The organism is Methylobacterium sp. GXS13 (assembly GCF_001455965.1).
Classification (GTDB): domain Bacteria; phylum Pseudomonadota; class Alphaproteobacteria; order Rhizobiales; family Beijerinckiaceae; genus Methylobacterium.
Window position 1 is genome coordinate 43,688 of sequence record NZ_LKKO01000038.1, and the last position, 21,624, is coordinate 65,311.

General features: G+C 70.1%; 34 protein-coding genes. 15 read left to right on the forward strand and 19 right to left on the reverse strand.

The window, feature by feature from the left end; genetic code table 11:
• Positions 1-80: 80 nt before the first annotated feature.
• The 3 genes from AO398_RS14680 to AO398_RS14690 all read left to right on the forward strand — a co-directional run bounded on the left by AO398_RS14680 (position 81) and on the right by AO398_RS14690 (position 1,650).
• Complete coding sequence (locus AO398_RS14680; protein WP_058192866.1) at positions 81-995, forward strand: transglutaminase family protein; 915 nt, start codon at positions 81-83, stop codon at positions 993-995.
• Between the two features lie 110 nt (positions 996-1,105).
• Positions 1,106-1,330 carry an antitoxin MazE family protein gene (locus AO398_RS14685; RefSeq protein WP_058192867.1) on the forward strand — a complete coding sequence of 75 codons (225 nt, stop codon included), beginning with the start codon at positions 1,106-1,108 and terminating at the stop codon, positions 1,328-1,330.
• Entirely contained in the window at positions 1,327-1,650 is a 324-nt protein-coding gene (locus AO398_RS14690) for a type II toxin-antitoxin system PemK/MazF family toxin (protein ID WP_058192868.1), read from the forward strand. The genes AO398_RS14685 and AO398_RS14690 overlap by 4 nt, the downstream gene beginning before the upstream one ends.
• A 29-nt stretch (positions 1,651-1,679) precedes the next feature.
• Here the strand turns inward: AO398_RS14690 and AO398_RS14695 are convergent, their stop codons facing one another.
• The 4 genes from AO398_RS14695 to AO398_RS14710 form a co-directional block, all read right to left on the reverse strand.
• Positions 1,680-2,291, reverse strand: a complete 612-nt coding sequence (locus AO398_RS14695) for a pyridoxamine 5'-phosphate oxidase family protein (RefSeq protein ID WP_058192869.1) — start codon at positions 2,289-2,291, stop codon at positions 1,680-1,682.
• A gap of 7 nt (positions 2,292-2,298) precedes the next feature.
• Entirely contained in the window at positions 2,299-4,002 is a 1,704-nt protein-coding gene (locus tag AO398_RS14700; RefSeq protein WP_058192870.1) for a lysine--tRNA ligase, read from the reverse strand.
• A gap of 127 nt (positions 4,003-4,129) precedes the next feature.
• Positions 4,130-4,357, reverse strand: coding sequence for a hypothetical protein (locus AO398_RS14705; protein WP_058192871.1), 228 nt, complete (start codon positions 4,355-4,357; stop codon positions 4,130-4,132).
• A gap of 68 nt (positions 4,358-4,425) precedes the next feature.
• Positions 4,426-5,217 carry a transporter substrate-binding domain-containing protein gene (locus AO398_RS14710; RefSeq protein WP_058192898.1) on the reverse strand — a complete coding sequence of 264 codons (792 nt, stop codon included), beginning with the start codon at positions 5,215-5,217 and terminating at the stop codon, positions 4,426-4,428.
• A gap of 194 nt (positions 5,218-5,411) precedes the next feature.
• Here AO398_RS14710 and AO398_RS29410 point away from each other — a divergent pair, with 194 nt between their 5' ends.
• The 3 genes from AO398_RS29410 to AO398_RS14720 are packed head-to-tail and all read left to right on the forward strand — an operon-like array spanning position 5,412 to position 7,626.
• Positions 5,412-5,969: a hypothetical protein gene (locus AO398_RS29410; protein WP_244498780.1), complete on the forward strand. Its 558-nt coding sequence runs from the start codon at positions 5,412-5,414 to the stop codon at positions 5,967-5,969.
• On the forward strand, positions 5,915-7,435 hold the full coding sequence (locus AO398_RS14715) for a glycosyltransferase family 2 protein (RefSeq protein WP_244498781.1): 1,521 nt from the start codon (positions 5,915-5,917) through the stop codon (positions 7,433-7,435). Before AO398_RS29410 ends, AO398_RS14715 begins: the two co-directional genes overlap by 55 nt.
• Positions 7,417-7,626 carry a cold-shock protein gene (locus AO398_RS14720; protein WP_007563113.1) on the forward strand — a complete coding sequence of 70 codons (210 nt, stop codon included), beginning with the start codon at positions 7,417-7,419 and terminating at the stop codon, positions 7,624-7,626. Before AO398_RS14715 ends, AO398_RS14720 begins: the two co-directional genes overlap by 19 nt.
• Before the next feature lie 192 nt (positions 7,627-7,818).
• On the opposite strand, the gene AO398_RS14725 is transcribed toward AO398_RS14720, so the two are convergent.
• Positions 7,819-8,259, reverse strand: coding sequence for a hypothetical protein (locus AO398_RS14725; RefSeq protein WP_243956465.1), 441 nt, complete (start codon positions 8,257-8,259; stop codon positions 7,819-7,821).
• Positions 8,260-8,410: 151 nt separating this feature from the next.
• On the opposite strand from AO398_RS14725, the gene AO398_RS14730 reads away from it, so the two are divergent.
• Positions 8,411-8,674, forward strand: coding sequence for a hypothetical protein (locus AO398_RS14730; protein WP_058192872.1), 264 nt, complete (start codon positions 8,411-8,413; stop codon positions 8,672-8,674).
• Between the two features lie 115 nt (positions 8,675-8,789).
• On the opposite strand, the gene AO398_RS14735 is transcribed toward AO398_RS14730, so the two are convergent.
• Positions 8,790-9,176: a TIGR02300 family protein gene (locus AO398_RS14735; protein WP_058192873.1), complete on the reverse strand. Its 387-nt coding sequence runs from the start codon at positions 9,174-9,176 to the stop codon at positions 8,790-8,792.
• 263 nt (positions 9,177-9,439) lie between these two features.
• On the opposite strand from AO398_RS14735, the gene AO398_RS14740 reads away from it, so the two are divergent.
• From AO398_RS14740 to AO398_RS14750, 3 genes are all read left to right on the forward strand, one after another.
• Positions 9,440-9,643 carry a hypothetical protein gene (locus tag AO398_RS14740; protein ID WP_058192874.1) on the forward strand — a complete coding sequence of 68 codons (204 nt, stop codon included), beginning with the start codon at positions 9,440-9,442 and terminating at the stop codon, positions 9,641-9,643.
• A gap of 138 nt (positions 9,644-9,781) precedes the next feature.
• On the forward strand, positions 9,782-10,024 hold the full coding sequence (locus AO398_RS14745) for a hypothetical protein (protein WP_152997529.1): 243 nt from the start codon (positions 9,782-9,784) through the stop codon (positions 10,022-10,024).
• Complete coding sequence (locus tag AO398_RS14750) at positions 10,021-10,266, forward strand: hypothetical protein (protein WP_058192876.1); 246 nt, start codon at positions 10,021-10,023, stop codon at positions 10,264-10,266. Before AO398_RS14745 ends, AO398_RS14750 begins: the two co-directional genes overlap by 4 nt.
• 48 nt (positions 10,267-10,314) lie before the next feature.
• On the opposite strand, the gene AO398_RS14755 is transcribed toward AO398_RS14750, so the two are convergent.
• The 3 genes from AO398_RS14755 to AO398_RS14765 form a co-directional block, all read right to left on the reverse strand.
• Positions 10,315-11,706, reverse strand: a complete 1,392-nt coding sequence (locus AO398_RS14755; RefSeq protein ID WP_058192877.1) for an L-serine ammonia-lyase — start codon at positions 11,704-11,706, stop codon at positions 10,315-10,317.
• A 194-nt stretch (positions 11,707-11,900) separates the two neighbouring features.
• The gene (locus AO398_RS14760) at positions 11,901-12,110 is read right to left on the reverse strand and encodes a hypothetical protein (RefSeq protein WP_058192878.1); all 210 of its coding nucleotides are present in this window, start codon (positions 12,108-12,110) and stop codon (positions 11,901-11,903) included.
• Entirely contained in the window at positions 12,103-12,327 is a 225-nt protein-coding gene (locus AO398_RS14765) for a hypothetical protein (RefSeq protein WP_058192879.1), read from the reverse strand. Before AO398_RS14765 ends, AO398_RS14760 begins: the two co-directional genes overlap by 8 nt.
• Before the next feature lie 142 nt (positions 12,328-12,469).
• Here AO398_RS14765 and AO398_RS14770 point away from each other — a divergent pair, with 142 nt between their 5' ends.
• Positions 12,470-12,976, forward strand: coding sequence for a hypothetical protein (locus tag AO398_RS14770; protein WP_058192880.1), 507 nt, complete (start codon positions 12,470-12,472; stop codon positions 12,974-12,976).
• A gap of 109 nt (positions 12,977-13,085) precedes the next feature.
• Here the strand turns inward: AO398_RS14770 and AO398_RS14775 are convergent, their stop codons facing one another.
• Positions 13,086-13,919, reverse strand: a complete 834-nt coding sequence (locus AO398_RS14775) for a porin family protein (protein WP_058192881.1) — start codon at positions 13,917-13,919, stop codon at positions 13,086-13,088.
• A gap of 294 nt (positions 13,920-14,213) precedes the next feature.
• Positions 14,214-14,795, reverse strand: a complete 582-nt coding sequence (locus AO398_RS28335; RefSeq protein WP_152997530.1) for a hypothetical protein — start codon at positions 14,793-14,795, stop codon at positions 14,214-14,216.
• Positions 14,796-15,181: 386 nt separating this feature from the next.
• Between AO398_RS28335 and AO398_RS14785 the strand changes: the two genes are divergently transcribed.
• Positions 15,182-15,469 (forward strand): hypothetical protein, encoded by a 288-nt coding sequence (locus AO398_RS14785; protein ID WP_058192883.1) that lies wholly within the window; start codon positions 15,182-15,184, stop codon positions 15,467-15,469.
• A gap of 13 nt (positions 15,470-15,482) precedes the next feature.
• Here AO398_RS14785 and AO398_RS14790 read toward each other — a convergent pair whose 3' ends face one another.
• Both AO398_RS14790 and AO398_RS14795 read right to left on the reverse strand, forming a co-directional pair.
• On the reverse strand, positions 15,483-15,926 hold the full coding sequence (locus AO398_RS14790) for a DMT family transporter (RefSeq protein WP_058192884.1): 444 nt from the start codon (positions 15,924-15,926) through the stop codon (positions 15,483-15,485).
• A gap of 126 nt (positions 15,927-16,052) precedes the next feature.
• The gene (locus tag AO398_RS14795; RefSeq protein WP_058192885.1) at positions 16,053-16,274 is read right to left on the reverse strand and encodes a hypothetical protein; all 222 of its coding nucleotides are present in this window, start codon (positions 16,272-16,274) and stop codon (positions 16,053-16,055) included.
• A 577-nt stretch (positions 16,275-16,851) separates the two neighbouring features.
• Here AO398_RS14795 and AO398_RS14800 point away from each other — a divergent pair.
• Positions 16,852-17,109 carry a hypothetical protein gene (locus AO398_RS14800; RefSeq protein ID WP_058192886.1) on the forward strand — a complete coding sequence of 86 codons (258 nt, stop codon included), beginning with the start codon at positions 16,852-16,854 and terminating at the stop codon, positions 17,107-17,109.
• A 244-nt stretch (positions 17,110-17,353) separates the two neighbouring features.
• Here AO398_RS14800 and AO398_RS14805 read toward each other — a convergent pair whose 3' ends face one another.
• The 6 genes from AO398_RS14805 to AO398_RS14830 all read right to left on the reverse strand — a co-directional run bounded on the left by AO398_RS14805 (position 17,354) and on the right by AO398_RS14830 (position 20,511).
• Positions 17,354-17,656 carry a hypothetical protein gene (locus AO398_RS14805; protein WP_058192887.1) on the reverse strand — a complete coding sequence of 101 codons (303 nt, stop codon included), beginning with the start codon at positions 17,654-17,656 and terminating at the stop codon, positions 17,354-17,356.
• Positions 17,657-17,894: 238 nt separating this feature from the next.
• Positions 17,895-18,338 carry a DMT family transporter gene (locus tag AO398_RS14810; RefSeq protein ID WP_058192888.1) on the reverse strand — a complete coding sequence of 148 codons (444 nt, stop codon included), beginning with the start codon at positions 18,336-18,338 and terminating at the stop codon, positions 17,895-17,897.
• Positions 18,339-18,479: 141 nt separating this feature from the next.
• Positions 18,480-18,746 (reverse strand): hypothetical protein, encoded by a 267-nt coding sequence (locus AO398_RS14815; protein ID WP_058192889.1) that lies wholly within the window; start codon positions 18,744-18,746, stop codon positions 18,480-18,482.
• Positions 18,747-19,100: 354 nt separating this feature from the next.
• Positions 19,101-19,511 carry a hypothetical protein gene (locus tag AO398_RS14820; RefSeq protein WP_058192890.1) on the reverse strand — a complete coding sequence of 137 codons (411 nt, stop codon included), beginning with the start codon at positions 19,509-19,511 and terminating at the stop codon, positions 19,101-19,103.
• A 75-nt stretch (positions 19,512-19,586) separates the two neighbouring features.
• Entirely contained in the window at positions 19,587-20,000 is a 414-nt protein-coding gene (locus tag AO398_RS14825) for a phage holin family protein (protein WP_058192891.1), read from the reverse strand.
• Positions 20,001-20,067: 67 nt separating this feature from the next.
• Entirely contained in the window at positions 20,068-20,511 is a 444-nt protein-coding gene (locus AO398_RS14830) for a hypothetical protein (RefSeq protein WP_058192892.1), read from the reverse strand.
• 257 nt (positions 20,512-20,768) lie between these two features.
• On the opposite strand from AO398_RS14830, the gene AO398_RS14835 reads away from it, so the two are divergent.
• Entirely contained in the window at positions 20,769-21,278 is a 510-nt protein-coding gene (locus AO398_RS14835) for a hypothetical protein (protein ID WP_082643285.1), read from the forward strand.
• On the forward strand, positions 21,275-21,624 hold a 350-nt coding region (locus AO398_RS14840), incomplete at its 3' end, for a hypothetical protein (protein WP_058192893.1). The genes AO398_RS14835 and AO398_RS14840, both read left to right, overlap by 4 nt.

Here is a 21,624-nt window from a genome sequence, read left to right on the forward strand (position 1 = left end):
TGCGTCAGGATCGCCGCAAAACCGGTGACCCTTTCGGCCTATGATGTGTGCGACAGAGGCAGAATCGCGCGGCCGCCGGGATGATCTACACGCTGCGCCACCGCACCACCTACCGCTACGGCAAGCCGGTGCGCTTCGCCCGCTGCTCGCTGCGGCTCAAGCCGCAGGACGGCGAGGGCCAGAGCGTCCTGGCGAGCGCCGTGACCATCGACCCGAGCCCCACGACCGCGGTGATGCGGCGCGACTATTTCGGGATCGAGGCCGTGGCGATCACCCTGGATACCCCCCACACCACCTTCAGCGTCGAGGCGCTGTCGACCGTGCGGGTTGAGCGCCGCACCCCGCCGGAGGCGGAAGCCGGCCAGTCCTGGGAGCGGGTCCGCGACGCCGTGGTGGCCTCGCGCGATCTCGGCGGCCGGGCGCCGGTCCATTTCCTGTTCCCGAGCGGCCGGGTGCCCCTCGTCCCCGACGTAACCGAGTATGCCCGGGCGAGCTTTTCGCCCGGCCGCAGCGCCTACGGGGCGGCCCACGACCTGATGCTGCGCATCGGCGCCGATTTCCGGTTCGATGCCAAGGCCACGAACGTGCGCACGCCGCTCGCCGAATCCTTCGCGCTGCGGGCCGGGGTCTGCCAGGACTTCGCCCATGTGATGATCGCCGGCCTGCGCGGCATGGGCCTGCCGGCGGCCTATGTCAGCGGCTACCTGAGGACCGTGCCGCCCCCCGGCCGGCCGCGCCTGCGCGGGGCGGATGCGAGCCACGCCTGGGTGGCGGTCTGGTGCGGCGAGGGCTGGCTCGGCCTCGACCCGACCAACGGCGTGCCGGTGCGGGACGACCACATCGTGGTGGCCCGGGGCCGCGATTACGGCGACGTGGCGCCGGTGGACGGCATCGTCAGCGGGTCGGGCAAGCAGCGCCTCAAGGTCGAGGTCGACGTCATCCCCGAGACCGAGACGCAGGATTTTTCCCAGCCCGGCCTCGCCCTGGTGGGGTGAAACCACGCCCGGCCGGGTCCCGTGATGGCGACGTGTCCGGGCTGCCCGCTTCGCCTTGACGTTTCCCGTTCTGTCTCCCAATCTGTTACATGTAACGGATGGGGGCATCGATGGTTACGTCCATCGCCGAGCGCGTTCGGAAGCGTCGGGACGCCTTGCGCGCGGCGGGGCTCCGGCCTGTGCAGATCTGGGTGCCGGACACGAGCCGGCCGGGTTTTGCCGAGGAGTGCCGGCGGCAATCGCTGCTGGTGGCGGCAGCCGATGCCTCCGACCCTGAGCTGAACGCCATCCTCGACACCGCCCTCGCGGATCTCGACGACCCGGACGAGACGTGAGGCGCGGCGATCTCGTTACCGTCGCCATGGCGGGCGATTTCGGGAGACCGCGTCCGGCCCTCGTGATCCAGTCCGACGCATTCGCTGAGACCGGCACTGTGACGGTCCTCCTGCTGTCGGCGACGCTGGTGGACGCACCGCTGATCCAGTTGACCGTGCAGCCCACGCTGGGGAACGGCCTGAACAAGCCGTCTCAGATCCAGATCGACAAGGGCATGTCGGTGCGGCGGGAGAAGGTCGGGCCGCCGATCGGCCGCCTTGATGACGCGACCCTGCTGGCGGTGACGCGCTCCCTCGCGCTGTTTCTCGGTCTGGCGTAGTTTTTGGCGACCGGATCGGCCGCCGGCTCTCACCACATCGTCTTGGCGGCCCGGGCTGGCCATTCCGCGTCGTAGGTCTGGCCGCCGACCTCCCCCGCGGTGAGGGCGGCCAGGATCGCCCCGGGGCTCGGCAGCTCCGCCAGATCGACCCGGGCCTCGGGCTCCCACAGCCGGGACCGGATGATCGCCCGGGCGCATTGGAAATACGCGGCCTCGACCGTGATCACGAGGGCCGTGCGCGGCGCGTGGCCGTCCACCCGGAACGAGTCCAGGAGGTCCGGATCGGCCGAGATCACCGCCGTCCCGTTCACCCGGAAGGTCGTGCCCGAGCCCGGGATCAGGAACAGCAGCGCCACCCGCGGGTCGCGCACGACGTTGCGGAGGGAATCGATCCGGTTGTTGCCGCGCCGGTCGGGCAGGATCAGCCTGCGCGGGTCGGCGACCCGGACGAAGCCCGGCCGGTCGCCCCGCGGGCTGCAATCGAGCCCCTCGGGGCCGGATGTGGCCAGCACCGCGAAGGGCGATGCGGCGATCAGCGCCGCGTAATCCGGCGTGATCACCGCCGTGACCTTGACCACGGAGGCTGGGGCCAGGGACGCGGCGTAGAGCGCCTCCAGCTGCGCTTCGGTCTCGACGATCATCGCGACCTCACGCGACCTTGGCCGCGCCGGCCGTGAAGGCGGCATGCTCGGCCACCAGGGCGCCCGACAGAGCGGCTTCGATCAGCGCCCGGGTCTCCGCCACCCCGTAGAGGGCGACGAAGGAGCCGAAGCGCGGCCCCCGCGCCTCGCCGAACAGCACGTTGTACAGGCTCGTGAACCAGGCCTGCGACACGCCGGGCCGTCCGTCCGGGCTCTTGGCCTTGCCGGACGTATCGGGGAAATGCCGCCGCCCGACCTCGTAGACCGCCGCCTGCAGGGCCTCCGGGTCGGTGGAGCCGGCATGCGCGGCCAGCGTCTCCGACAGGTCCCCGAGGGCCGCCCGCTCCTCGGACGAGGGCTCCCGGTAGGTCTTGGCCGGGCGCACGAAGTCGGAAAAATACTTCAGGGCGTGGACCACCAGCCGGTCGAGGCCCGGATGGGTCTCCGGCCCGGTCTGCGGCGCGTAGCGGCGGATGAAGCCCCACAGCACCGCCGGGTCCTCGGTGTTGGCCACCGCGGCGAGGTTGAGCAGCATCGCGAAGGTCAGGCTCGCGCCCTCGACCCGCTCGGGCTCCGGCGGGTTGCCGGCATGCAGGTGCCAGACCGGGTTGCCGAGGCGCAGCTTCGCGTCCTGGCCGGCATAGCGGTCGAGGAAGCCGATATACTCGTCCACGTGCCGCGGGATCACGTCGAAGAACAGGCGCTTGGCCTCGCGGGGCTTGTTGTACATGAATAGGCCCAGGGATTCCCGCGTGCCGTACTTCAGCCACTCGTCGATGGTCAGGCCGTTGCCCTTCGACTTCGAGATCTTTTGGCCCTTCTCGTCGAGGAACAGCTCGTAGTTGAAGCCCTCCGGCGGCTCGCCGCCGAGCGCCCGGGCGATCTTGCCCGACAGCTTGACCGAATCGATCAGGTCCTTGCCGGCCATCTCGTAATCGACGCCCAGCGCGACCCAGCGCATCGCCCAGTCGGGCTTCCATTGCAGCTTGGCATGGCCGCCGGTCACCGGGGTCTCGTAGCGCTCGCCCGTGGCGGGGTCGCGCCAGATCAGGGTGCCGGTCTCGACCCGCACCTCGTCGATCGGCACCTGCATGACGTGGCCGGTGACCGGGTGGAGCGGCAGGAACGGCGAGTAGGAGGCCGAGCGCTCGGCGCGCAGCGACGGCAGCATGATCTCCATCACGGCGTCGTAGCGCTCCAGCACGCGCAGCAGCGCCGCGTCGAACCGGCCCGACGTGTAGTAGTCGGTGGCGGAGGCGAACTCGTAGTCAAAGCCGAAGCTGTCCAGGAAGGCGCGCAGCCGGGCGTTGTTGGCCGCGCCGAAGGAGGGGTATTCGTTCGAGAACGGATCCGGGATGCGCGAGAGCGGCTTGCCGAGATGGGCGGCCAGCATCTCGCGGTTCGGCACGTTGTCCGGGACCTTGCGCAGCCCGTCCATGTCGTCCGAGAAGGCGAGCAGCCGGGTCGGCACGGCGTCCCGGGTCAGCACCCGAAAGGCGTGGCGGACCATGGAGGTGCGGGCGACCTCCCCGAAGGTGCCGATATGCGGCAGCCCCGACGGCCCGTAGCCGGTCTCGAACAGCACTTCGGTCTTGCCGGATTTCTCCAGCCGCGCGACGAGCTTGCGCGCCTCCTCGAAGGGCCAGGCGGCGGCCGTGGCGGCCGCCTCGATCAGGTCGGGGTCAAGGGTCAGGGCAGGTGCGGCGGGCATGATTTCGTGGGTGACGGAACGCTGGGAGCGCGCACCCTAGAGCGGTTCGAGCCCCAGCGGAACGCCCGTGGGCGCAATCCGGTGTCCCGGGGGCGTTCGGGGCAGGCTGATTGGGTTTAGCGCAGCCTCACGGGCCATATTGGGCCCAGATGGCGCGCACCTCGGCATCGCTCGCGAAATCACCCCGCGCGGCTGCGGCCACGGATTCGTCGAGTTCCGCCTCCTCTTCCGGGGTGAACTGGTAGAGGGGCGCGTCCTCATTGACGAAGGCCAGCATCAGACGGGCGATCTCATCCTGAAGGTCGGGAGCGAGGTCCCGCGCCCTGGCCACCGCCTTGTCGAGAAGGTCCGTCATGCCTCGATCCTGTCGGGGAGACCCGGCGCCGTGCAGGATCCCCGATTCGCTGGCGGGAAGAAAGCCCCTTAGAACGGGCTCACCGGGAAGAACCGCAGGTACAGCTCGGTGTATTTCCCGTCGTCCCAGACCCGCTGGAGCGCGTCGTCCAGCGCCCGGGACAGCGCCGCATCCTCCTGGCGGGTGATCAGCCCGATGCCCTCGCCGAAATAGCGGTTCTCCAGATAGTCGCCGCCGATGAGGGCGCAGCAAGTCTCCGCCTCCTGGCCGCCGACATAGAGGGCAAGGTTGAGGCCGTCGGCGAACAGGTAGTCGATCTCGCCGCGCTTGAGCGCGCCCTCGGCGGCCGCGAGGTCGAGGAATTCCTTCGGGACGGCCTTCGGGAAGAAGGCCTTGAGGTAGGCGGCGTGCGCGCTGCCGCCCATCACCCCGACGCTGCGGCCGGCCAGCGCCGCGGCCGAGGGGACCGGCAGGCCCTTGTCGGTGCGGGCCGCGAAGCGCGCCGGCCAGCGGAAATACGGCCGCGTCGCCAGGAACTTCTCGCGCAGGGGCGCGGTCAGCGGGATCGCGGCCGCGATCACGTCGCCCTGCCGGCTGTCCAGGGCGTCCAGCAGGGTATCGAACCGGCGCGCCTGCACCGTGCAGGTGATCGTCAGCTTCTCGCAGACGGCGCGGGCGAGCTCGACCGCGAAGCCGGTCGGGTTGCCGTCGGGGCCGGCGAAGTGCAGCGGCGGGAACTCGTCATCGGTCAGGAACCGGACCGCCCGGCCGGTCTGGGGCGCCTCGACCCGCTCGCCGCGGCTGCGCGGGTTCCAGAAATCGGGGACCGTCACGGTGGGGGTCGCGGCCTGCGGCCCCACGGGCGCCGCCGCGCAGGCGAGCGATCCGTCCCAGGCGAGGGCGGCGAGCACGGCCCATGCGAGCCACGAGCGTGTTCGATGTCCCCCCGACCTTGACGGTGGGATTGCGGCGATGCTCCTCTCGGAGGGCGGGGACAGGGTCTGGCTCACGCCCCTCTCCTACCACGTCCTGGGGCCACCGGGAGAGCGTCGGCGTGTCGATGCAGCGCCTGCCCACGGCCCCGATCTCCCGGCCGATCTCCCTGCCGCCGGAGATCGCCTTCCTGCGCGCCGAGGGAATCGACCCCCGCCTGCTCGCCCGGGCCGCCCGCGACGCCGCCGGCGCCGGGACCGACGCGGCGACCGCGCTGCTGAATGCCGGGCTGATGGACGAGACGGCCTATTACCGCGCCCTGGCCCGGCGCCTCGGCGCCCCGTTTCTCGACGGGCCGATCCCGTTCGGCCCGGGCCTGCGCTTTCCCGACAGCTTGGTCGCCGGCCTCGCGCCCCTCGCCCTCGGATCCGTCGCGCCCACCGTGCTGGCGCCGCGCGGCCGGCTGATCGCCGAACTCCTCGACGGACCGTCCCATGTCGCGATGCCCGCGATCACCAGCCCGACGCATCTGCGCGAGGCGGTGTTCGCCGCGATCCCCGGGGCGGTTTCGCCGCGATCCCCGGGGCGGTGGCGGATTACGCCGCGCAGGATCTGCGACGGCACATGCCCGAGCGGGCCGTGCCGCACGAGCCCGCGAGCCGGTGGTTGCTGCTCCTAGTGCTCGGATCGATCGCGGCCCTCTGCCTGTTCGCGATGCTGCCGCCGGCCCTCGCCCGTACGCTGACCCTGGCGGGGCAGGTCCTGTTCCTGGTGATGACGACGTTCCGGCTGGTCGCGCCGGTCATCGCAGCCCCGGTGACCGCCGAGCCGGTGGATCTGCTCGCCGAGGCCGAGCTGCCGATCTACACGGTACTGGTCGCCCTGCACCGCGAGGCCGCGGTGGTGCCGCGCCTGATCCAGGGGCTTGCGGCGCTCGACTACCCGGCGGCCAAGCTCGACATCAAGCTCCTGATCGAGGCGGACGACCCGGAGACCGCGGCGGCGCTGGCGCGGATCGCCCTCCCCGCCCGGTTCGCGGTCATCACGGTGCCGCCGGGGATGCCCCGCACCAAGCCGCGGGCGCTCAATGCGGCCCTGCCCCTGGCCCGCGGCGCCCTGCTCACGGTCTACGACGCGGAGGACGTTCCCGATCCCGGGCAGTTGCGGTTGTCCGCCTCCCTCTTCGCGCGCCTGCCCGAGCGCACCGCCTGCCTGCAGGGCCGGCTCGTGATCGACAATGCCGACGATTCCCGTCTGGCCCGGGCCTTCGCGCTGGAATATGCGGGCCTGTTCGACGTGCTAAACCCGGCGCTCGCACGTCTCGACATGCCGGTGCCCCTCGGCGGCCCCTCGATGCACCTGCGCACCCGGATATTGCGTGCGCTCCACGGCTGGGACCCGTGGAACGTCACCGAGGATGCCGATCTCGGGATGCGGCTCGCCCTGGCGGGCTACGCTGTGGGCGACCTGCCGAGCGCGACGATCGAGGAGGCGCCGGCGCGGCTGGGTCCCTGGCTGGCCCAGCGCACCCGCTGGCTGAAGGGCCTGATGCAGACCAGCCTCGCCCATGGGCGCCGCCCTCGCCAATGCCCGTCGCCTCGGCACCCTGGAGGCGCTCTGCGCGATCGCGCTGGTGCCCGGCACGGTGGCTTCGGCGCTGGCCTACCCTGTCTGCCTCACCTACGCCGCCTGGCGCTACCTGGTCCTGGAGATCCCGGTCGCCCCGAACTTCCCGGACAACCTCGCCGCCGGGGTCGCCATCACCCTGTTCGGGGTGGGATTCGCCGCCATGGTCCTGCCGGCCCTGGTCGGCTGCGTCCGGCGCGGCTGGGGCGATCTCGCGCAGGCGGCGCCCTGGGTGCCAGTCTACTTCCTGCTGGTCAGCCTGGCCGCCTGGCTCGCCCTCATCGAGTTGGTCCGCGCCCCGGTGCGCTGGAACAAGACCCCGCACGGTCTGTCGCGCACATCGCGCAGCGGCCGGCTGCACCGGCGGGGGCTCTGAGATGTGGAATCGGACGGCCCGGCCGTTGCGGGCGTGCGGAACTTTGGGAACAGTCGGCCAAGCCGGCTCGTTCGGCCCATGCGGCACGTCGCTTTGGCGAGCCGAAGACGACTAGGACAACTCTATGGCTACCGGTACCGTGAAGTGGTTCAACGAGACCAAGGGCTACGGCTTCATCCAGCCCGATGATGGCGGCAAGGACGTGTTTGTCCACATCTCGGCTGTCGAGCGCGCAGGGATGCGCAACCTGATCGAGGGACAGAAGATCTCCTACGACGTCGAGGCCGATCGGCGCAGCGGCAAGGAGAGCGCGGCCAACCTGAAGGCCGACTGAGCTTTCCCGATCCGGGACCGAAGCGTGGGCGCTGGCTCGCGCTTTGGCTAACCGGAGCCGGCTACCATCGGTCCCGCGAGCCATGTTGCGTATCGGCTCGCGCCGGTGAACTCGACGACCTCCCGCTGGTCCGTAATCGGATCGGGCAGCGGGGGGCGCATCACGTCCGGCGTGTCCCGGAGAGGCCGGGCCCTATGGGTCCGGGCTCATCAGGGTCGCATGGCGGTCATACGCCTTCCAGACCGGCAACGAGCCCTCCCGGACGAACATCGCGAAGGCCTCGATCGCCTCCCAACGCTCGAAGGCCTGCGCGCCGTCCAGCGCTCGACCGACGATGCAGGCGCCCTCGGATGCGCCCGCGCCGGGAGGGCGCCGTTCCAGCCCAAAGACCACGCCGGATCGGTCGGGCCTCAGGGCATCCGGCAGGGCCGCGATGCGGCGCCAGAGACAGTGCCACTGGGCGCAGGCCTCGGGCCGCTCCGGGTAGATCCCGCAGGACCGGCCGGTGCTGTGCCGGCACAGGACGCCCGCCGGCTTGTCGAGCGCCTTGATCTCCAGGATTCGGCAGCAGGCCGTGCAGGATCCGCAGGATCGGCCGGGGACGAGACCGCCGGCGGCGCGAGAGGCCGTCACGCGCGGGAGGCCGCAATCGCGGAGGTCGAAGCCGCAATCGCGGAGGTCATCGCTGATCCTGTGGAGAGCCGACGCGCACGGGGCGCGCGGGCATGCCGGCCCGGGGTGTTACGGTGTTGCAGCTCGTCGCCCGCGGTGAAGAACCCGATCGATGCCCGAGAACGCCACGCTCTGGGACCTCGTATCCGAGGAACGCATCGCGATCGAGGAGGTCAGGTGCGCGGTCGACGCCTATCTCGCCGAACCCACCACGCAGAACCACGCGATCGGGCCGGATCACATCCTCGACCTGGCCGCGGCCGTGGCGGCGCATGCCTTCGCCCCCGCCACGCTGGTCGATGCCGAGGCCGACGCGCCGTCCCGCCGCATGGCCGTGCGATCGGCCCTGCTCATGGCACGCCCCACGGTGCGATGACGCCTCTGGCGGCGTCATCGCGGGCAGGCGTCCTTGGAACACCTCACAGAACGCCCGATCACCGGGCGTCCCCCCTCTGCACGAGACGGCGCAGAGGGCGTTCTGTGAGAGGCTCTTACTCGTCGTCGTCGTCGTTGACTTCCACGAGATCGGCGGTGTTCTCGTCGTCCTCGTCGACCACGAGCGTGTCGTCCTCGACCGTCTCGCCGTCATCCTCGATGTCCAGGGCGTCATCGCCCTCGGTATCGGTATCCTTGTCGGCTTCCTCGGCCTCGACCTCGTCGAGCGACACGAGCTCGGGGCCCTCGGCCTCGTCCTCCTCGTCGGCCGGCGCCTCCTTGCGGGCCACGACGGGCGGGGCCGCCCGGCCGAACGACGCCGCGACGGCGGTCGGGACGACCTCGCCCGAGTAGGGGGAGACGACCGGATCCTTGTTGAGGTCGTAGAACTTCTTCCCCGTCGTCGGGCAGATCCGCTTTGTACCAAGGTCCGGACGCGCCACTGCAACTCTCCTTAGAACGTGTTCGATGCCGGATTGCCGGCGTGGTTTCGACGGTGTGTAGCACAGGACGGCGCCGGGTGGCCTGCCCCTGCCGAAAGGATCGAAAGGGCCCGCCGCCGGGGCAGAGATTGTTCGGACACGCCTGTCCGGATGCCCCGGCCGTGGTGCCGCGCCGGTGCGTCGCCCCCAGCCTATGACAGATTGCGCCGCGGAATGTCCGCAGATGACTGGCATCCGCGCGGCAAGGCTGGCATAGGGCACTTATGTCAGACGTACCACACCCCTACTCCATCGAGGTCTCCCCCATTGCCAAGCCGGAGGGCCATTTCCAATGGGCCATCCGCCGGAGCGGCAAGCTGATCGAGCGATCCGATCGTCCGCACCGCAGCGAGGCGAAGGCGTTCGAGAGCGCCATGGAGGCGATCGAGCGGGCGATGAAGCCCGGCGCCGACGGCGGCCGTCGCTGAATCCGACCTGCGCCGGCGACGTCACGATCCGTGACGCGCCACGCCGAATCAGGAGCGATTTCGGCGCAAGGCTCGACATGCGCGGCCGTCGGATCAGCCATCGGCGGCCGCGGCTAGAACCAACGGCGGTCCCGCTCGTTGTCGAACATGTCGCAGCGGAAAGACCAGCCTGACTGCTCCTGTTCGACGTTGCGCGAACGGCTCGCATTCAACATCCTGTTGGACGAGTTCGCCATCGCGGCGTTGTCCGATGCGCTCGCCCTCCTGCACGCCACCGGCGATCCGGGGGTCACGCAGATCGAGCACACGATCCGCACCCACCGCATCGCCATCCTGAAACAGCGCGTGATCCTCGGCGCCGCGGGCATCGAGCTCGAATGACCGCCCCGCCGCCCTTCGTCGTGCGGGCACGGAAACCGCATGGCACCGCCACGTACAATTGTCCGACGCCGGAATGGGCGCTCAAGAAGCTCGCCGACTTCCAGGCCGCGGGCCATGACAGCATCACCATCACCGGGCCGGACGGGCAATCTCTGACCGAGGCCGACCTCCTGGCTCTGGTGGCGGACCCCGACGGCGCGGCGCGCAAGGCCGCGCGCGTGACGGCCGACCTCAAGTCCTGAGCCGGCGGGCGGTTGCCCTCCCCCCGCTTCGCCAGGCGCGATCCGGCCTCAGCATTCCGGGAGGTTGACCGCGAGCCCGGCCAAGCTCGTCTCCTTGTACTTGGCGCTCATCTCCTCGCCGGTCTGGCGCATCGCCGCGATACAATTGTCCAGCGGCATGAAATGCGAGCCGTCGCCCCGCAACGCGAGCGAGGCCGCCGCCACCGCCTTGGTGGCCCCGATCCCGTTGCGCTCGATGCAGGGCACCTGCACCAGGCCGGCGACGGGGTCGCAGGTCATGCCCAGGTGATGCTCCAGGGCGATCTCGGCGGCGTTCTCGACCTGGGCCGGCGTCCCGCCGAGGACAGCGCAGAGACCGGCGGCCGCCATGGCGCTGGCCGAGCCGACCTCCCCCTGGCAGCCGGCCTCCGCCCCTGAGATCGAGGCGTTGTGCTTGATCAGCCCGCCGATCGCCGCGGCGGTCAGCAGGAATTCCGGGATCCGTGCCGGATCGGCCCCGGTGCAATGGTCGGTGTAGTACCGGATCACCGCCGGGATGACGCCGGCGGCGCCGTTGGTTGGGGCGGTCACGACCTGTCCGCCGGCGGCGTTCTCCTCGTTGACCGCCATGGCGTAGACGCTGAGCCAGTCCGTCATGACGTGCGGCTGGGCGATGTTCGAGCCCTGCTCCCGGTCGAGCTGATCGCGGATGCGCTTGGCCCGGCGCTTGACCCGCAAACCGCCCGGCAATTCGCCTTCCCGGGACAGGCCGCGCTCAATGCAGGCATTCATGGCCTGCCAGATCCGGGTGAGGCCCGCATCGACCTCCGCCTCGGCCCGGCCGACGACCTCGTTGGCGCGCTTCATCGCGGCCACCGGTAGGCCGCTGTCGCGGGCCATGCGCAGCATCGCCGCCGAGGTCTCGAACGGATAGGGCCACAGCCGCAGATCTGCGGCCGCACTGGGCGGCGGCAGGTCGGCCGCGCGCTGGGCCGCCGTCACCACGAAGCCGCCGCCGATCGAGTAGTAGGTCTCGGACAGGACCGGCGTGCCCGCCGCGTCCAGGGCGGTGATCACCAGCCCGTTCGCGTGCCCCGGCAGCGGCGGCCCGTAATCAAACACGATCGCGGTCGCGGGGTCGAAGGCGAGGCTTGGCAGGTCCGCCGCCGCGAGCCGCTTCTGGGCCTGAAGGGCCTCGAGCCGGCGCTCGGCTTCGTCCATGGCGATGTCGGCCGGGCGGAAGCCGAGGAGGCCGAGGGCCACGACGCGATCGATGGCATGGCCCCGGCCGGTGAAGGCCAGCGAGCCGTGCAGGCTCACCCGGAGGGCTGCCGCCGCGGCGCGGGCCTCGTGCCGACGCAGGCAATCCAGGAAGTCGGCGGCCGCCGTCATCGGCCCCATCGTATGGGACGAGGAGGGGCCGATCCCCGGCTTGAACACGTCGAACACGCTGAGAAACATCGGTCTGCCTGTTCCGGCCGCGGGACCCCGTCATGGGCCCCGGTCAGTGTTTCGAGGCCGGCGGGGACCCGATGGAAGAAACGCGCCAAGCCTGGACAGGAGCCCGGCCCGGAGCGGAGCCGGCCCACAGCACCGTCTGTCGCGGTGCTTCCTTGCGCCGGACTGGCGGCGCTGCCGACCGGCCGGGGCGTCGTTCACGGGGTGCCGGATTTGTCGCTCTCGGCCCCGCGGCGCGTGTCGGCCGGGGCCGCCGCCTCCGCCTCGGTGCCGGCCCGATCCATCGGGCCATCCTGGGGCTTGACCGTGCCGGTGGCGGTGTCCAGCGGGGCATTGGCGAGCCCCTCCCGCGTCGGCTTGCCCGGGGGCATCCGCTGCGCCTGCGTGTCGGTCGGCACGTCAGCCATGCTGTGAGCCTTGTCCATCCTGCGGGCCGGCCGGCAGGCTCCCGTCCGAGGGCGCCCGGGGCGCTTCCTCGGGAGCCGCCGGAGGCCCGGGTTGATGCTTGGCTCCCGCCCGTGCCCGGCGCTGCGCGTCGTACTCGGTGTTGGCGAGGTCTTGGGTGTTGGCGAGGTTCTGGGTGTTGGCAAGGTCCTGCGTGTCGGTCTTCGGCGCGTCGGGCATGCGGAGGCTCCCTTTGGGAGGCAACCGCGTGAGACGCCCTCGGTATCCGGCCGCCATTCGGTCGCACGCCGCGACCGGGCCTCACAGGAACAGGACGGCAGGCGTCGTGTTGACGCCGATTCTATCTTCTCGAGGCGCAGCGATGTCGGGAATCGCCCGAAAGACCGATCCGAAGCTGTGGGACGCGGTCAAGCAGGCGGCCACGGAATCCGACAAGGGCGGCAAGCCCGGCCAATGGTCGGCCCGCAAGGCGCAGATGGCGACCGCCGCGTACAAGAAGGCGGGCGGCGGCTACGCCGGCCAAAAGGGCTCCGACAACCACCTCCAGCAGTGGACCGAGGAGGAATGGGGCACGAAATCGGCCGCGGAGAGCGGAAAGACCGGCGAACGCTACCTGCCCAAGACGGCCCGCGAGAGCCTGACCGATGCGGAATACGCGGCGAGCACCGCCAAGAAGCGGGCCGATACGCGCAAGGGCAAGCAGTTCTCGAAGCAGCCCAAGGCCGTTGCCAAGAAGGCCGCGGCGGCGCGGGCGGATGACGCATCCGGTCCGACGAAGGCCGAGCTGATGCGTCAGGCCAAGGCGCAGAACGTGTCCGGTCGCTCGCGGATGTCGAAGGCCGAGCTGGCCCGTGCGGTTCACGCCTAGGCCGGCCCCTACGAAAGACGTCCCGGGATGTGATCCCGGGACGCTCCTCGACTAAGCGGCCAGTCTGATCGGGCTGGGGATGCTTAGGTCAAGCGGAGTCGGTTCGGTCTTAGTACGAGCCGAACTTGTAGTTCAGGCCGGCGCGGACGACGGCGAACTCGTCGTCGCGGCGACCGATGGCGCTGTAGGCGACCGGGACGAGGTTGGCGGCGTTGACGACGAGGGCGCCCTGGTTGCGGTTGCCGCGCTCCAGGTTGACGTACAGGCCTTCGATCTTGAACGTCACGGCCGACGAGCGGAAGAAGTTCAGGAACGACTCGGTCGGGAGGGCGAACTCGACGCCACCGCCGACGGCGTAGCCGGTGCGGAAGCTGTCGTTGCCGGCGTAGCCGCCGAAGGAGCGGTCGGCGCTGCCCGAGCCGTAGGCGAAGCCGCCGGTGCCGTACACGAGGGTGCGGTCGAAGGCGTAGCCGAGGCGGCCGCGCACGGTGCCGAAGTAGTCGAGGCTCGACAGGCCGCGCGGGTCGGTGACGTAGTAGCCCGGGGCCACGGCGCCGCTGATGAAGGCGTTGTTCCGGTTGCGGCCGAAGTCGAGGTACTGGGCGTCGGCCTCGATGCCGACGACCACGCCCGAGCCCGGGGTGAACTGGTAGTTGTAGCCGACCTGGGCGCCGCCGGAGAAGCCGTCCTGGCTGCGGTCGCGGAAGGTGGCGGTGGTGCCGGCGGCGGCGAAGGCGGCGGGGACGCCGAAGACCGAGCTGTTCGAGCGGCTGCTGGCGTCGAAGGCGTAGCCGGCGTTGATACCGAAGTAGGCGCCGGTCCAGGTGAACACGGGCACCGGGGTGAAGACGGGCGGCGGGGCGGCGCGGCGCGGCAGGTCGGCGGCCGAAGCGGCGCCGGTCAGGGCGGTGAAGGCGGCCAGGGAGGCGATCAGCTTGGTCATGTGGGGCAATCCAGGACGTGAAATCTGACGCCATGACTACCAATCGGTCGACAGAAAAGCTGTAGTTTTACGGACACACTGCCCGGCCATGGCGCGGCGCGTCATAGTAAACCATCGGTAAATATCTTCGGCCCGTTGAGCATCGCTCGGGGAATACTGGGGCTGGCGCGGCAACGCCGCGTCCGTACATAGGGTTGCTCAAGAAGCCGTGATCACGGAGCCGCCGTGAACGGCGGGCGACAGTGCCAGCCCTCGTTTCCCGACGCGGATGTAACCGCGCGATCCACCACGCGTTCACGGGAAGCCATGCCCGACGGGCAGCTTGATGGAGGCTTCATGCGCATATTCCTTGCCAGCGCCGCCCTGCTGGTCCTCGCGACCGCAGGCGCGGGCGCCCAGCCCTACGATGAGCGGCGCCTGCCGCCGCCGGGCGCGGATCTCGATCGGGGCCCGCCGCCACCGAATCGGTTCCGTCCGCCGCCGCCCGAGGCCGATGACGATGGAATGCCGCCATCCCGTCGCCGGGGACCGCCGCCGCCGGATGACGACGACGATGATGACGACGAAGACGCCCCGCCGTCTCGGTCGGATCGTCTCTGACCCCCGCTCCGAACGCACGCATCCGCAATCACCGCGTAGCGGGCGTTCGCATTCCGTACCCTCTGTGACCCGGGAGCGGCAGCCGCCCGGCAGGACCTCTGCTAGACAGGCCGTCGTTCCGGGATGCTGCGCATGTTCACTCGGCCGCTTCTTCGTCGTGTTGTCTTGGTCCTGGTGCTGATGGGCGCTCTGGTGACCCTCGCGGACGTCATCGCCCGCCGGGAGTTGCGGCAGGCGGCCGACGAATCGTTCGGGCGGAACGGTGCCGTCGCCCATACCGCTCAGGCTGGCGAATAGGGTCCGTCCATTCGTCCGCGAAGACAAAAAAGGCCACCCCCGAGGGAGCGGCCCGAAGTCTTGGGAGGAGACACCCTTGGGAAGGGTGGCCGGATCACGACGCCGTCGCGATCCGGCGGATCTGAATTACGGATACCGGGCAACGCCGACAACCACCCGGCAGGTGCCGGCCCGCGCGCAAATCCGACCCGTCTGCGTCGCACGTGCGCTTTCACACCAGGGGGCCGGCACCTCGCCCAAGGCCGGCGGCGAGGCCGGGGTGATCGGGCGACAGAACCAAAAGCCTTACTTCGCCGTTGAGGGCAGCACCGACCATGCAGCGGTCGGTACCGTGCCTCCCGATATGCACCGGTTGCGAGCTTCCGATGACCCGACCGCGCCGCGTGGGCCTGCCCTGGTACGCCCCGGAGCATTATGAGGCGCTTCGCGCCGGCCTCGCCGATGGGACGAAACTGCCGCCCCATTACGAGACCTGGCGGATCGCCACCGAGCAGATGGAGCGCGAGGTCCAGCGCAGCGGCGTCGAGGTCGTGCGCGTGCCGATCGAGCCCGAGGGGTTCGCCGCGTGGTGTACCCGCACCGGCGCGGCGGGGGATGGTCCCGGGCGCGCCCGGTACGCAGCCGAGGCCGTGGCGAGAACGGATCCGGCGTGAGATCGACCGCGGCTCAGAACAGGGCCACCATTCCCACGCCGACGGCCATCAGGACGGCGCCGAGGATCCGCCACAGGCTCGCCGGATGCACGGCGAAACCGACCCATCCGTAATTGTCGAGCACGATCGACGCGGCCACGCCCACCGTCACGATGATGCCGAAGAACGATGCGGCGCCGATGGATGGCGACGCGTAGAGCTGGGCAAGGATCAGCAGGATGCTGAGGAATCCGCCGAGCCACGCCCACCAGGGCACCTGCACCAGCTTTTGCCCGCTCGGCATCTCGAGCTTGCCGAGCGTGAGGCCGCCGACCAAGAGAGCGGCCGTGCTGATCAGCAGCGTCAGCAACGCGGCGGTGATCGGCAACCCGAGGGATTTCGACAGCGTCGCGTTCTGGCCGGGCTGAACCGCATTCGCGAGTCCGGCGAGGATCGTCAGTCCATAGAGATACCACATTCTCCGCTAGCTCTCGACGCTGCGGCCAAGATCCGCCATTGCGCCGCGGAATTTTGACGCCCCCCCGCCGCGAGCGGCGCATCGGCCGGCGCGGGCTTCTCGGTTCGACGGATGGTGCGCGCGGATCTATGGCTTGATCGGCAGACGCCCGACCGCAGATCCGGACGCGTCCCTCACCACAAGCGTCCAGATCGCGTCGGGATCGGAAGCGGCCAGTTCGTCGGCCATCTCCCGGATCACGCTCCGGGCCTCCGCCAAGGCCGTCTCCAAGCTGTCGGCCTCGACGCCTTCCTCGTCACGGATCGACTCCCTGCCGTTCTCGATGTCGAAGTAGAAGCGTTCCGGCACCTAGCGCGTCCCCCCTGACCGAAACCCTCCGGAGAGGGCCCATGCATTCGGCTACGTAGTGCGAAGCGACACAGCAGCATTCAAAAACAACGATAAACCTTAAAATATCTGAAACTTGAATTGAGTCGCCGAGTTGCAATTATATCGAGATTTTGGCGAGACGATCCATTAAAGCTACTGGCGATCGCCTTCCGAACCAAGGCCTTAAGGCCCGCTGAGGTGGCGCTCCTTGCTTGGGGCACTTGCCATGTCGACGTGTGACAAACCGGACTCTGCAAAGAGAGCCGAAGCGGTATCGAATAGTAAAGACGAGCTACGCAACCATATTCGTCGCGTGCTGCTGTGTATCAAGGCACAATCTGGACAGAACAAGCCGGCGTCCTGAAGGGGGCCTCGCAGGGCATCACCCGGCGAACGACTTCGGCCCGATGACGCGGAGACCGAGCCGGCCGCCCGAGCGGCTGCGCGTGACCCCGGTCGTACCGCGACGCTTTGCGGCACAAAATCCTGTCGGTCGGCGGATTGCTGTGGCGCGCCTGCGCTGGCGCGGAGCGCCGCCAAACGGCATCGTCGTCTCATGGTGAAGCCTGGAATCCCGACCTGCGAAGTCTCCGTCGAGGGGGCCTGGGTGGCCATGACGGTCGACGAGGCGCAGGCCCGCCATCGCGATGCCCTCAAGCGCTGCCCGGCCTGCTTCGGGCGGCTGATGATCCAGGGCGGCTACACCGCGGTGCGGCGCTCATCGCTGTCGCACTTCCGTGTGCACGATGGTTGCCCGCTGATCCCGCGGCACTACAAAGGCGAGCCGAAGCCCCACCCGGCGGCGATCGGCTAGTGCCGTCCCCGATCGCGTGGCCATTCGGCGCGCCTATCAATCCCTGGTGTGACGCGCTCGCCGACACCGAATCGGTATCGACTTCGGCCACGAGCGCTCCCGAACGCGCGATCGCGATCCGGCGTGCTTGGTACGGGTTTCCGAAGGCCGCAGCCCTTCGCCAAGGTTCAAGGCGAAGCCCGTGAGACGTGCCGGGCTTAAGTCCTGCACCCGGGCCAGGTCCGAGGCCTTCCGAAGCCCGGCCTCAGCGCTGGACCGCCTCGATATCGTCCTCGAAGATCGAGTCGGGCTGGCAGGCGTGCCAGTCTTTCGTCTCGTCGGTCTGGCCTTTACGCCCCCAGCAATAGCCGGCCTGGGCCAGACGCCCGCTCAAGCGGTCGCGGAGCCGGCACTGCTCCCGGATGATGGCGGGATCGCCCGAACCCTCGCAGGCGAGCGCAGCCTTCGCCTCCGCGGTCAGCAGTTCGGGGATTGTCGGCCGCTGCTGCTGGGCGGCCGCCCCACCGGCGGCGACGACGAACGCGATGGCGGCGAAGGAAATGCGCATCCCGACAGGATAGCCCCGGGAGCAGGCCTGTCGAGGCGGTCTCTGCCCCTTTCGAGACGATGCGCTATCGCCCGCGCAGGAAGAAGAACCAGATCAGGATGAGGACGGGGATCGGCACACCGATCAACCACAGCAAACCACCCGTCAGCATCGCGTGCTCCTCCACTCTCCGATGAGCAACCCCATCCAGGTGGGCGTGTTCCGGGGACGCCGGTCGAAGCCCTCGGCCATCCGGCCGTCAGAAGGCGGCGACGAGGGCCACGCCCGCGACCATCAGGAGGCCGCCGAGGATCCGCCACAGGCTGGCGGGATGGATCTCGAAGCCGACCCAGCCGAAATGGTCGAGCACGATCGAGGTCACCACCCCCGAGGTCACGAGCAGGCCGAGGAACGGCGCCGCCCCGATCTGCCGCGCCACGATGAACTGCGCCAGGATGATGCAGCCGACAAGGATCCCGCCGAACCACGCCCACCAGGGCATCGCCAGCGCCTGCGCCGCCGTCGGCCAGGCGAGCTTGCCGGAGAGGAGGCCGACCACGAGGATGCAGGTGGCGGTGCCGGCCGCCACCACGAGGCCCGCGGTCAAGGACTCGGCCAAGCCCTTTGAGAGCGCCCCGTTCTGCCCCGCCTGGACGGCGTTGGCGATGCCGGCCAGCAGCACGAAGCCGTAGAGGTACCACATGGTCGGGGTCTCGATCTGTAACACCGGGTCGGTGGGGCGGTCGTGACAGGGGCGTCACGCGACCGGCGGCGGCTTCACATCCTGTCGCGACGACCGCCCGAGGCCGGCCCCCATAGCGAGGCGGCCGGGGGCGGGCGGCCGTCAGGCCTTGCCGTCCGGCTCCGATCCGGCGGCCTCCATCCGTTCGGCCAATTCGTGGACGACCTCCTGCACGAGCGGTGGCCAGGGCACATCCTTGTCCTGAAGGAGCCGGGCCGCGCTCACCAGAGCCGTGAATTGGGCCGGTGAGATCGCGCGTCCCATGATCTGGGCGGCCAGCATCTGCTCCGCCAAGGCCGTCGCGAGGCGCAGAACCTCCGGCATCCTCGCGGCCTGGGGATCGATCGCGGGGCCCGTTTCGGGATCCATGTCCGTCATATCAGGTCCCCTTCGCCTCCCGGACGCGCGCCACTGCGGTGAATACCGGTCCGATTGCGGACGTGTTCCCGGAGCAGCACGAGGGGGCGCCGAATGGCCTGACATTCGGGGGCCAACCGCAAGCATATTTTGTCGCGCACCGCGCAGATTCAGGGCGAAAATCAGTGATCGACGGCTCTATGGCCCAGCCGACACGGCGTTGAACGGCAGTTCCACACCGGATGAGCCGGACCACATCCGGACGGCGCCCGGCCATAAGCCGACAATGGGCCCCCCAGAGGCGCCGGGGACGGAGCGGCCATCACAGGCCGCCCCTCGCGGGTCTCGCGTGCCTGTCAGCGCGCGCTACTTGGTGATCCGCACGGAAACGGGATCGCTCCCGGGAAAACTCTCTTCCAAGGCCTCATCAAGCCGTGCCTCCATCCGGTCCGGCTGGTTCGCTGCGAGCCCCCGATCCGCGGCAGAGGATCCGGCCGCGATCGCGGTGGAGCGCCGACGCGCCGTCGAACGGACCACGTCGTATACGAGCAGCCCGAGCCCGGCCGCGATCAGAAGGGCCGGCACGGGGTTCACCCGCACGTCGGCGACGAAGCGCTCGACGGCCTCGCCGGCGGCTTGTCCGGACCGCCTCAGGTCGGCGAGGTCCCGGGGCATGCCCGGCCCCTGCAGCCGGGATTGCAGATCGCCCAGCGTGCGATCCAGGCGCCCGCGGCTTGCCTCAACATCCTGCTCGAGTTCGTCAGCCGCGTTGCTCATGTGGTCCCATGCTCCGTTGGCGCAGCGTCCCGAACGGCCGGTTCCGGCTCTCGGGACGTTGCGAGATCGCGGTTCTCACGCATCGTCCTGGAGCCGATGTCCAGGGCGATCCGCGAGAACCTGCGCATCCTGTTTGATCTGCCGGCCCGTCCGGGTCGGCGCGAGATTCGCCAGCGAGGCCCGGCTCCGGCCGAACAGGCCCAGCACCAGGGCCAGCCCGAGGCAGGTGCCGCCCACGATCAGCGCCGCCAGGGCGTCCGATTGCACGAGGACGGCGATGCCCTTCACCAGGGCCAGGAGCAGCGTGAACAGGCCGGTGATGGCCAGGACCGCCGCCGCGATCAGCAGCCCGAGGCCCAGCGAGATCCGATGGACGCCCTGTGCCATCTCGGCGCGAAACAAGGCCAGCTCGTCGCCGACGAAATCGCGCAGCTCGCGAACCGCATCGCCGACGAGGGTCGGGATGCTGCGTATGCCGGGTTCGGCCATCCTGTCCTCCTGGCACGCGCGTTGCCGACGCGGGGCGGTTCAGCGAGAGACGGCTCCGACGCCGGCCTCAGATATCCGGCGTCGGTAGGACATCGACCGGAACCAGGGCCCGGGAGCGAGGGACCGGCCGGATCCCGGGGGTGTTGATCAGCCGGTAGAGCGCGAAGCCGGCCAGCATGGCGGCGGCCGCGGTCAGAGCCGGCCGGCGCCGGGCCGCCGCGCGGACCTCGTCGTACATCTCACCGAAGGAGCGGCGACCGATATCCTCGGCCAGCCCGTCGACGCCGAGGGCGGCCTGATCGAAGAACGACTTCAGCTGCGGCAGCCCGTCGAAGCCGGCGCCCGTGTCCCGGATGGCGTCGCCGACATCCGCGACGACCCGCGCCGCGTCGGCCTGGCGCTTGGCCGCGTAGCCCCGCGCCTGATCACGCAAGGCGTCAGTGAACCCGCGCGTCGGGTCCTGATCCGGACCGGACGCGGTCGGGCCTCGATCCTGGGCACCGTTCCGCATCAGGCTGTTCCTCCCGCAGGCCATTCGATCTGGGGGGAAGCCGGGAGCGTCGCATACAGTTCCGCGGCCGGCCGGGGGGCCGGGTCTTCCGGCGTCGCGGATACGCCCGCGCCGCCCGGCCGTGTCCCGCGAATTCTAGCATAGAGGCTAGCCTGTGTTAACAAAGCCTCACCTCGTGGACTCGGTTTTAACGATTTGTTAATCATTCCGATCAGTTAAATCATCGCCCAGGTCTACCGGCAGGGAGAGAGCGCCCCGTGAGCGAACTGCAGCGGCTGTTGAACGATCCGCGCTTCCGCACCGTCGACAAGTCGAAGCGCGAGCCGAATGCCGTCCCCGAGGCCAGCCTCGGCAACGTCCTGCGGGTCGTCTCGTCGCTGAACGAGCAGGCCCAGGCGCCGACGCCGCAATCGTCGCCGCAGGATTGGGACACGCTGATCCACCGGGTGCAGGCCGCGGCCCGCCAGGCGCGCGAGGTCGAGGCGCAGGCCCGGGAGCGCGAGGAGCGGATCGAGCACGTGCTCGAGCAGGTCCGCGACGACATCAATGCGTCGAATGAACGGGCCCGGATCGCTGAAGTTCAGGCGCGGGAAGCGCAGGTCCGCGCCGAGGCACAGGTCATCGCCGCCGAAGAGCGTGCGAAGGCTGCCGAGGCCCGCGCCCGGGCGGCGGAGGAGCGCGCCCGGCACGCCGAGGAATGGCTGGCCCGGGTCCAGGACGCGATCATGTCCGAGTTCTCCGACCTGACCGATCAGGCCGCCGCATGAGCAGCCCGGCCCGAGCGCAAACGATCCCCCCGGAGGCCGATCCGATGGACCGGGTGATCGCGCTGTTCTCCGGAGCCGACACCGCCGCGGCCGCCGAGGACGAGGATTGGTCGGCCTCGCTGCTGGCGGTCCGGGGCGTCGCGGCCCGGGTCCGCGAGATGCAGAAGCGCGCGCGGGACTCGGTCCGAGAGGCGCAGCGCGCGGTGCGGGACTCGGATGCGGCGGCGCGGGCGGCCGAGGAACGGGCCCGCCATGCCGGGGCGACGAGTCGCGGAGCGGGCACCCGGGCGGGGCGGGGCCAGGAACCGGGCCGCCTGGCGGGCGAGCGGGCCGGCCGGGGGGGAGG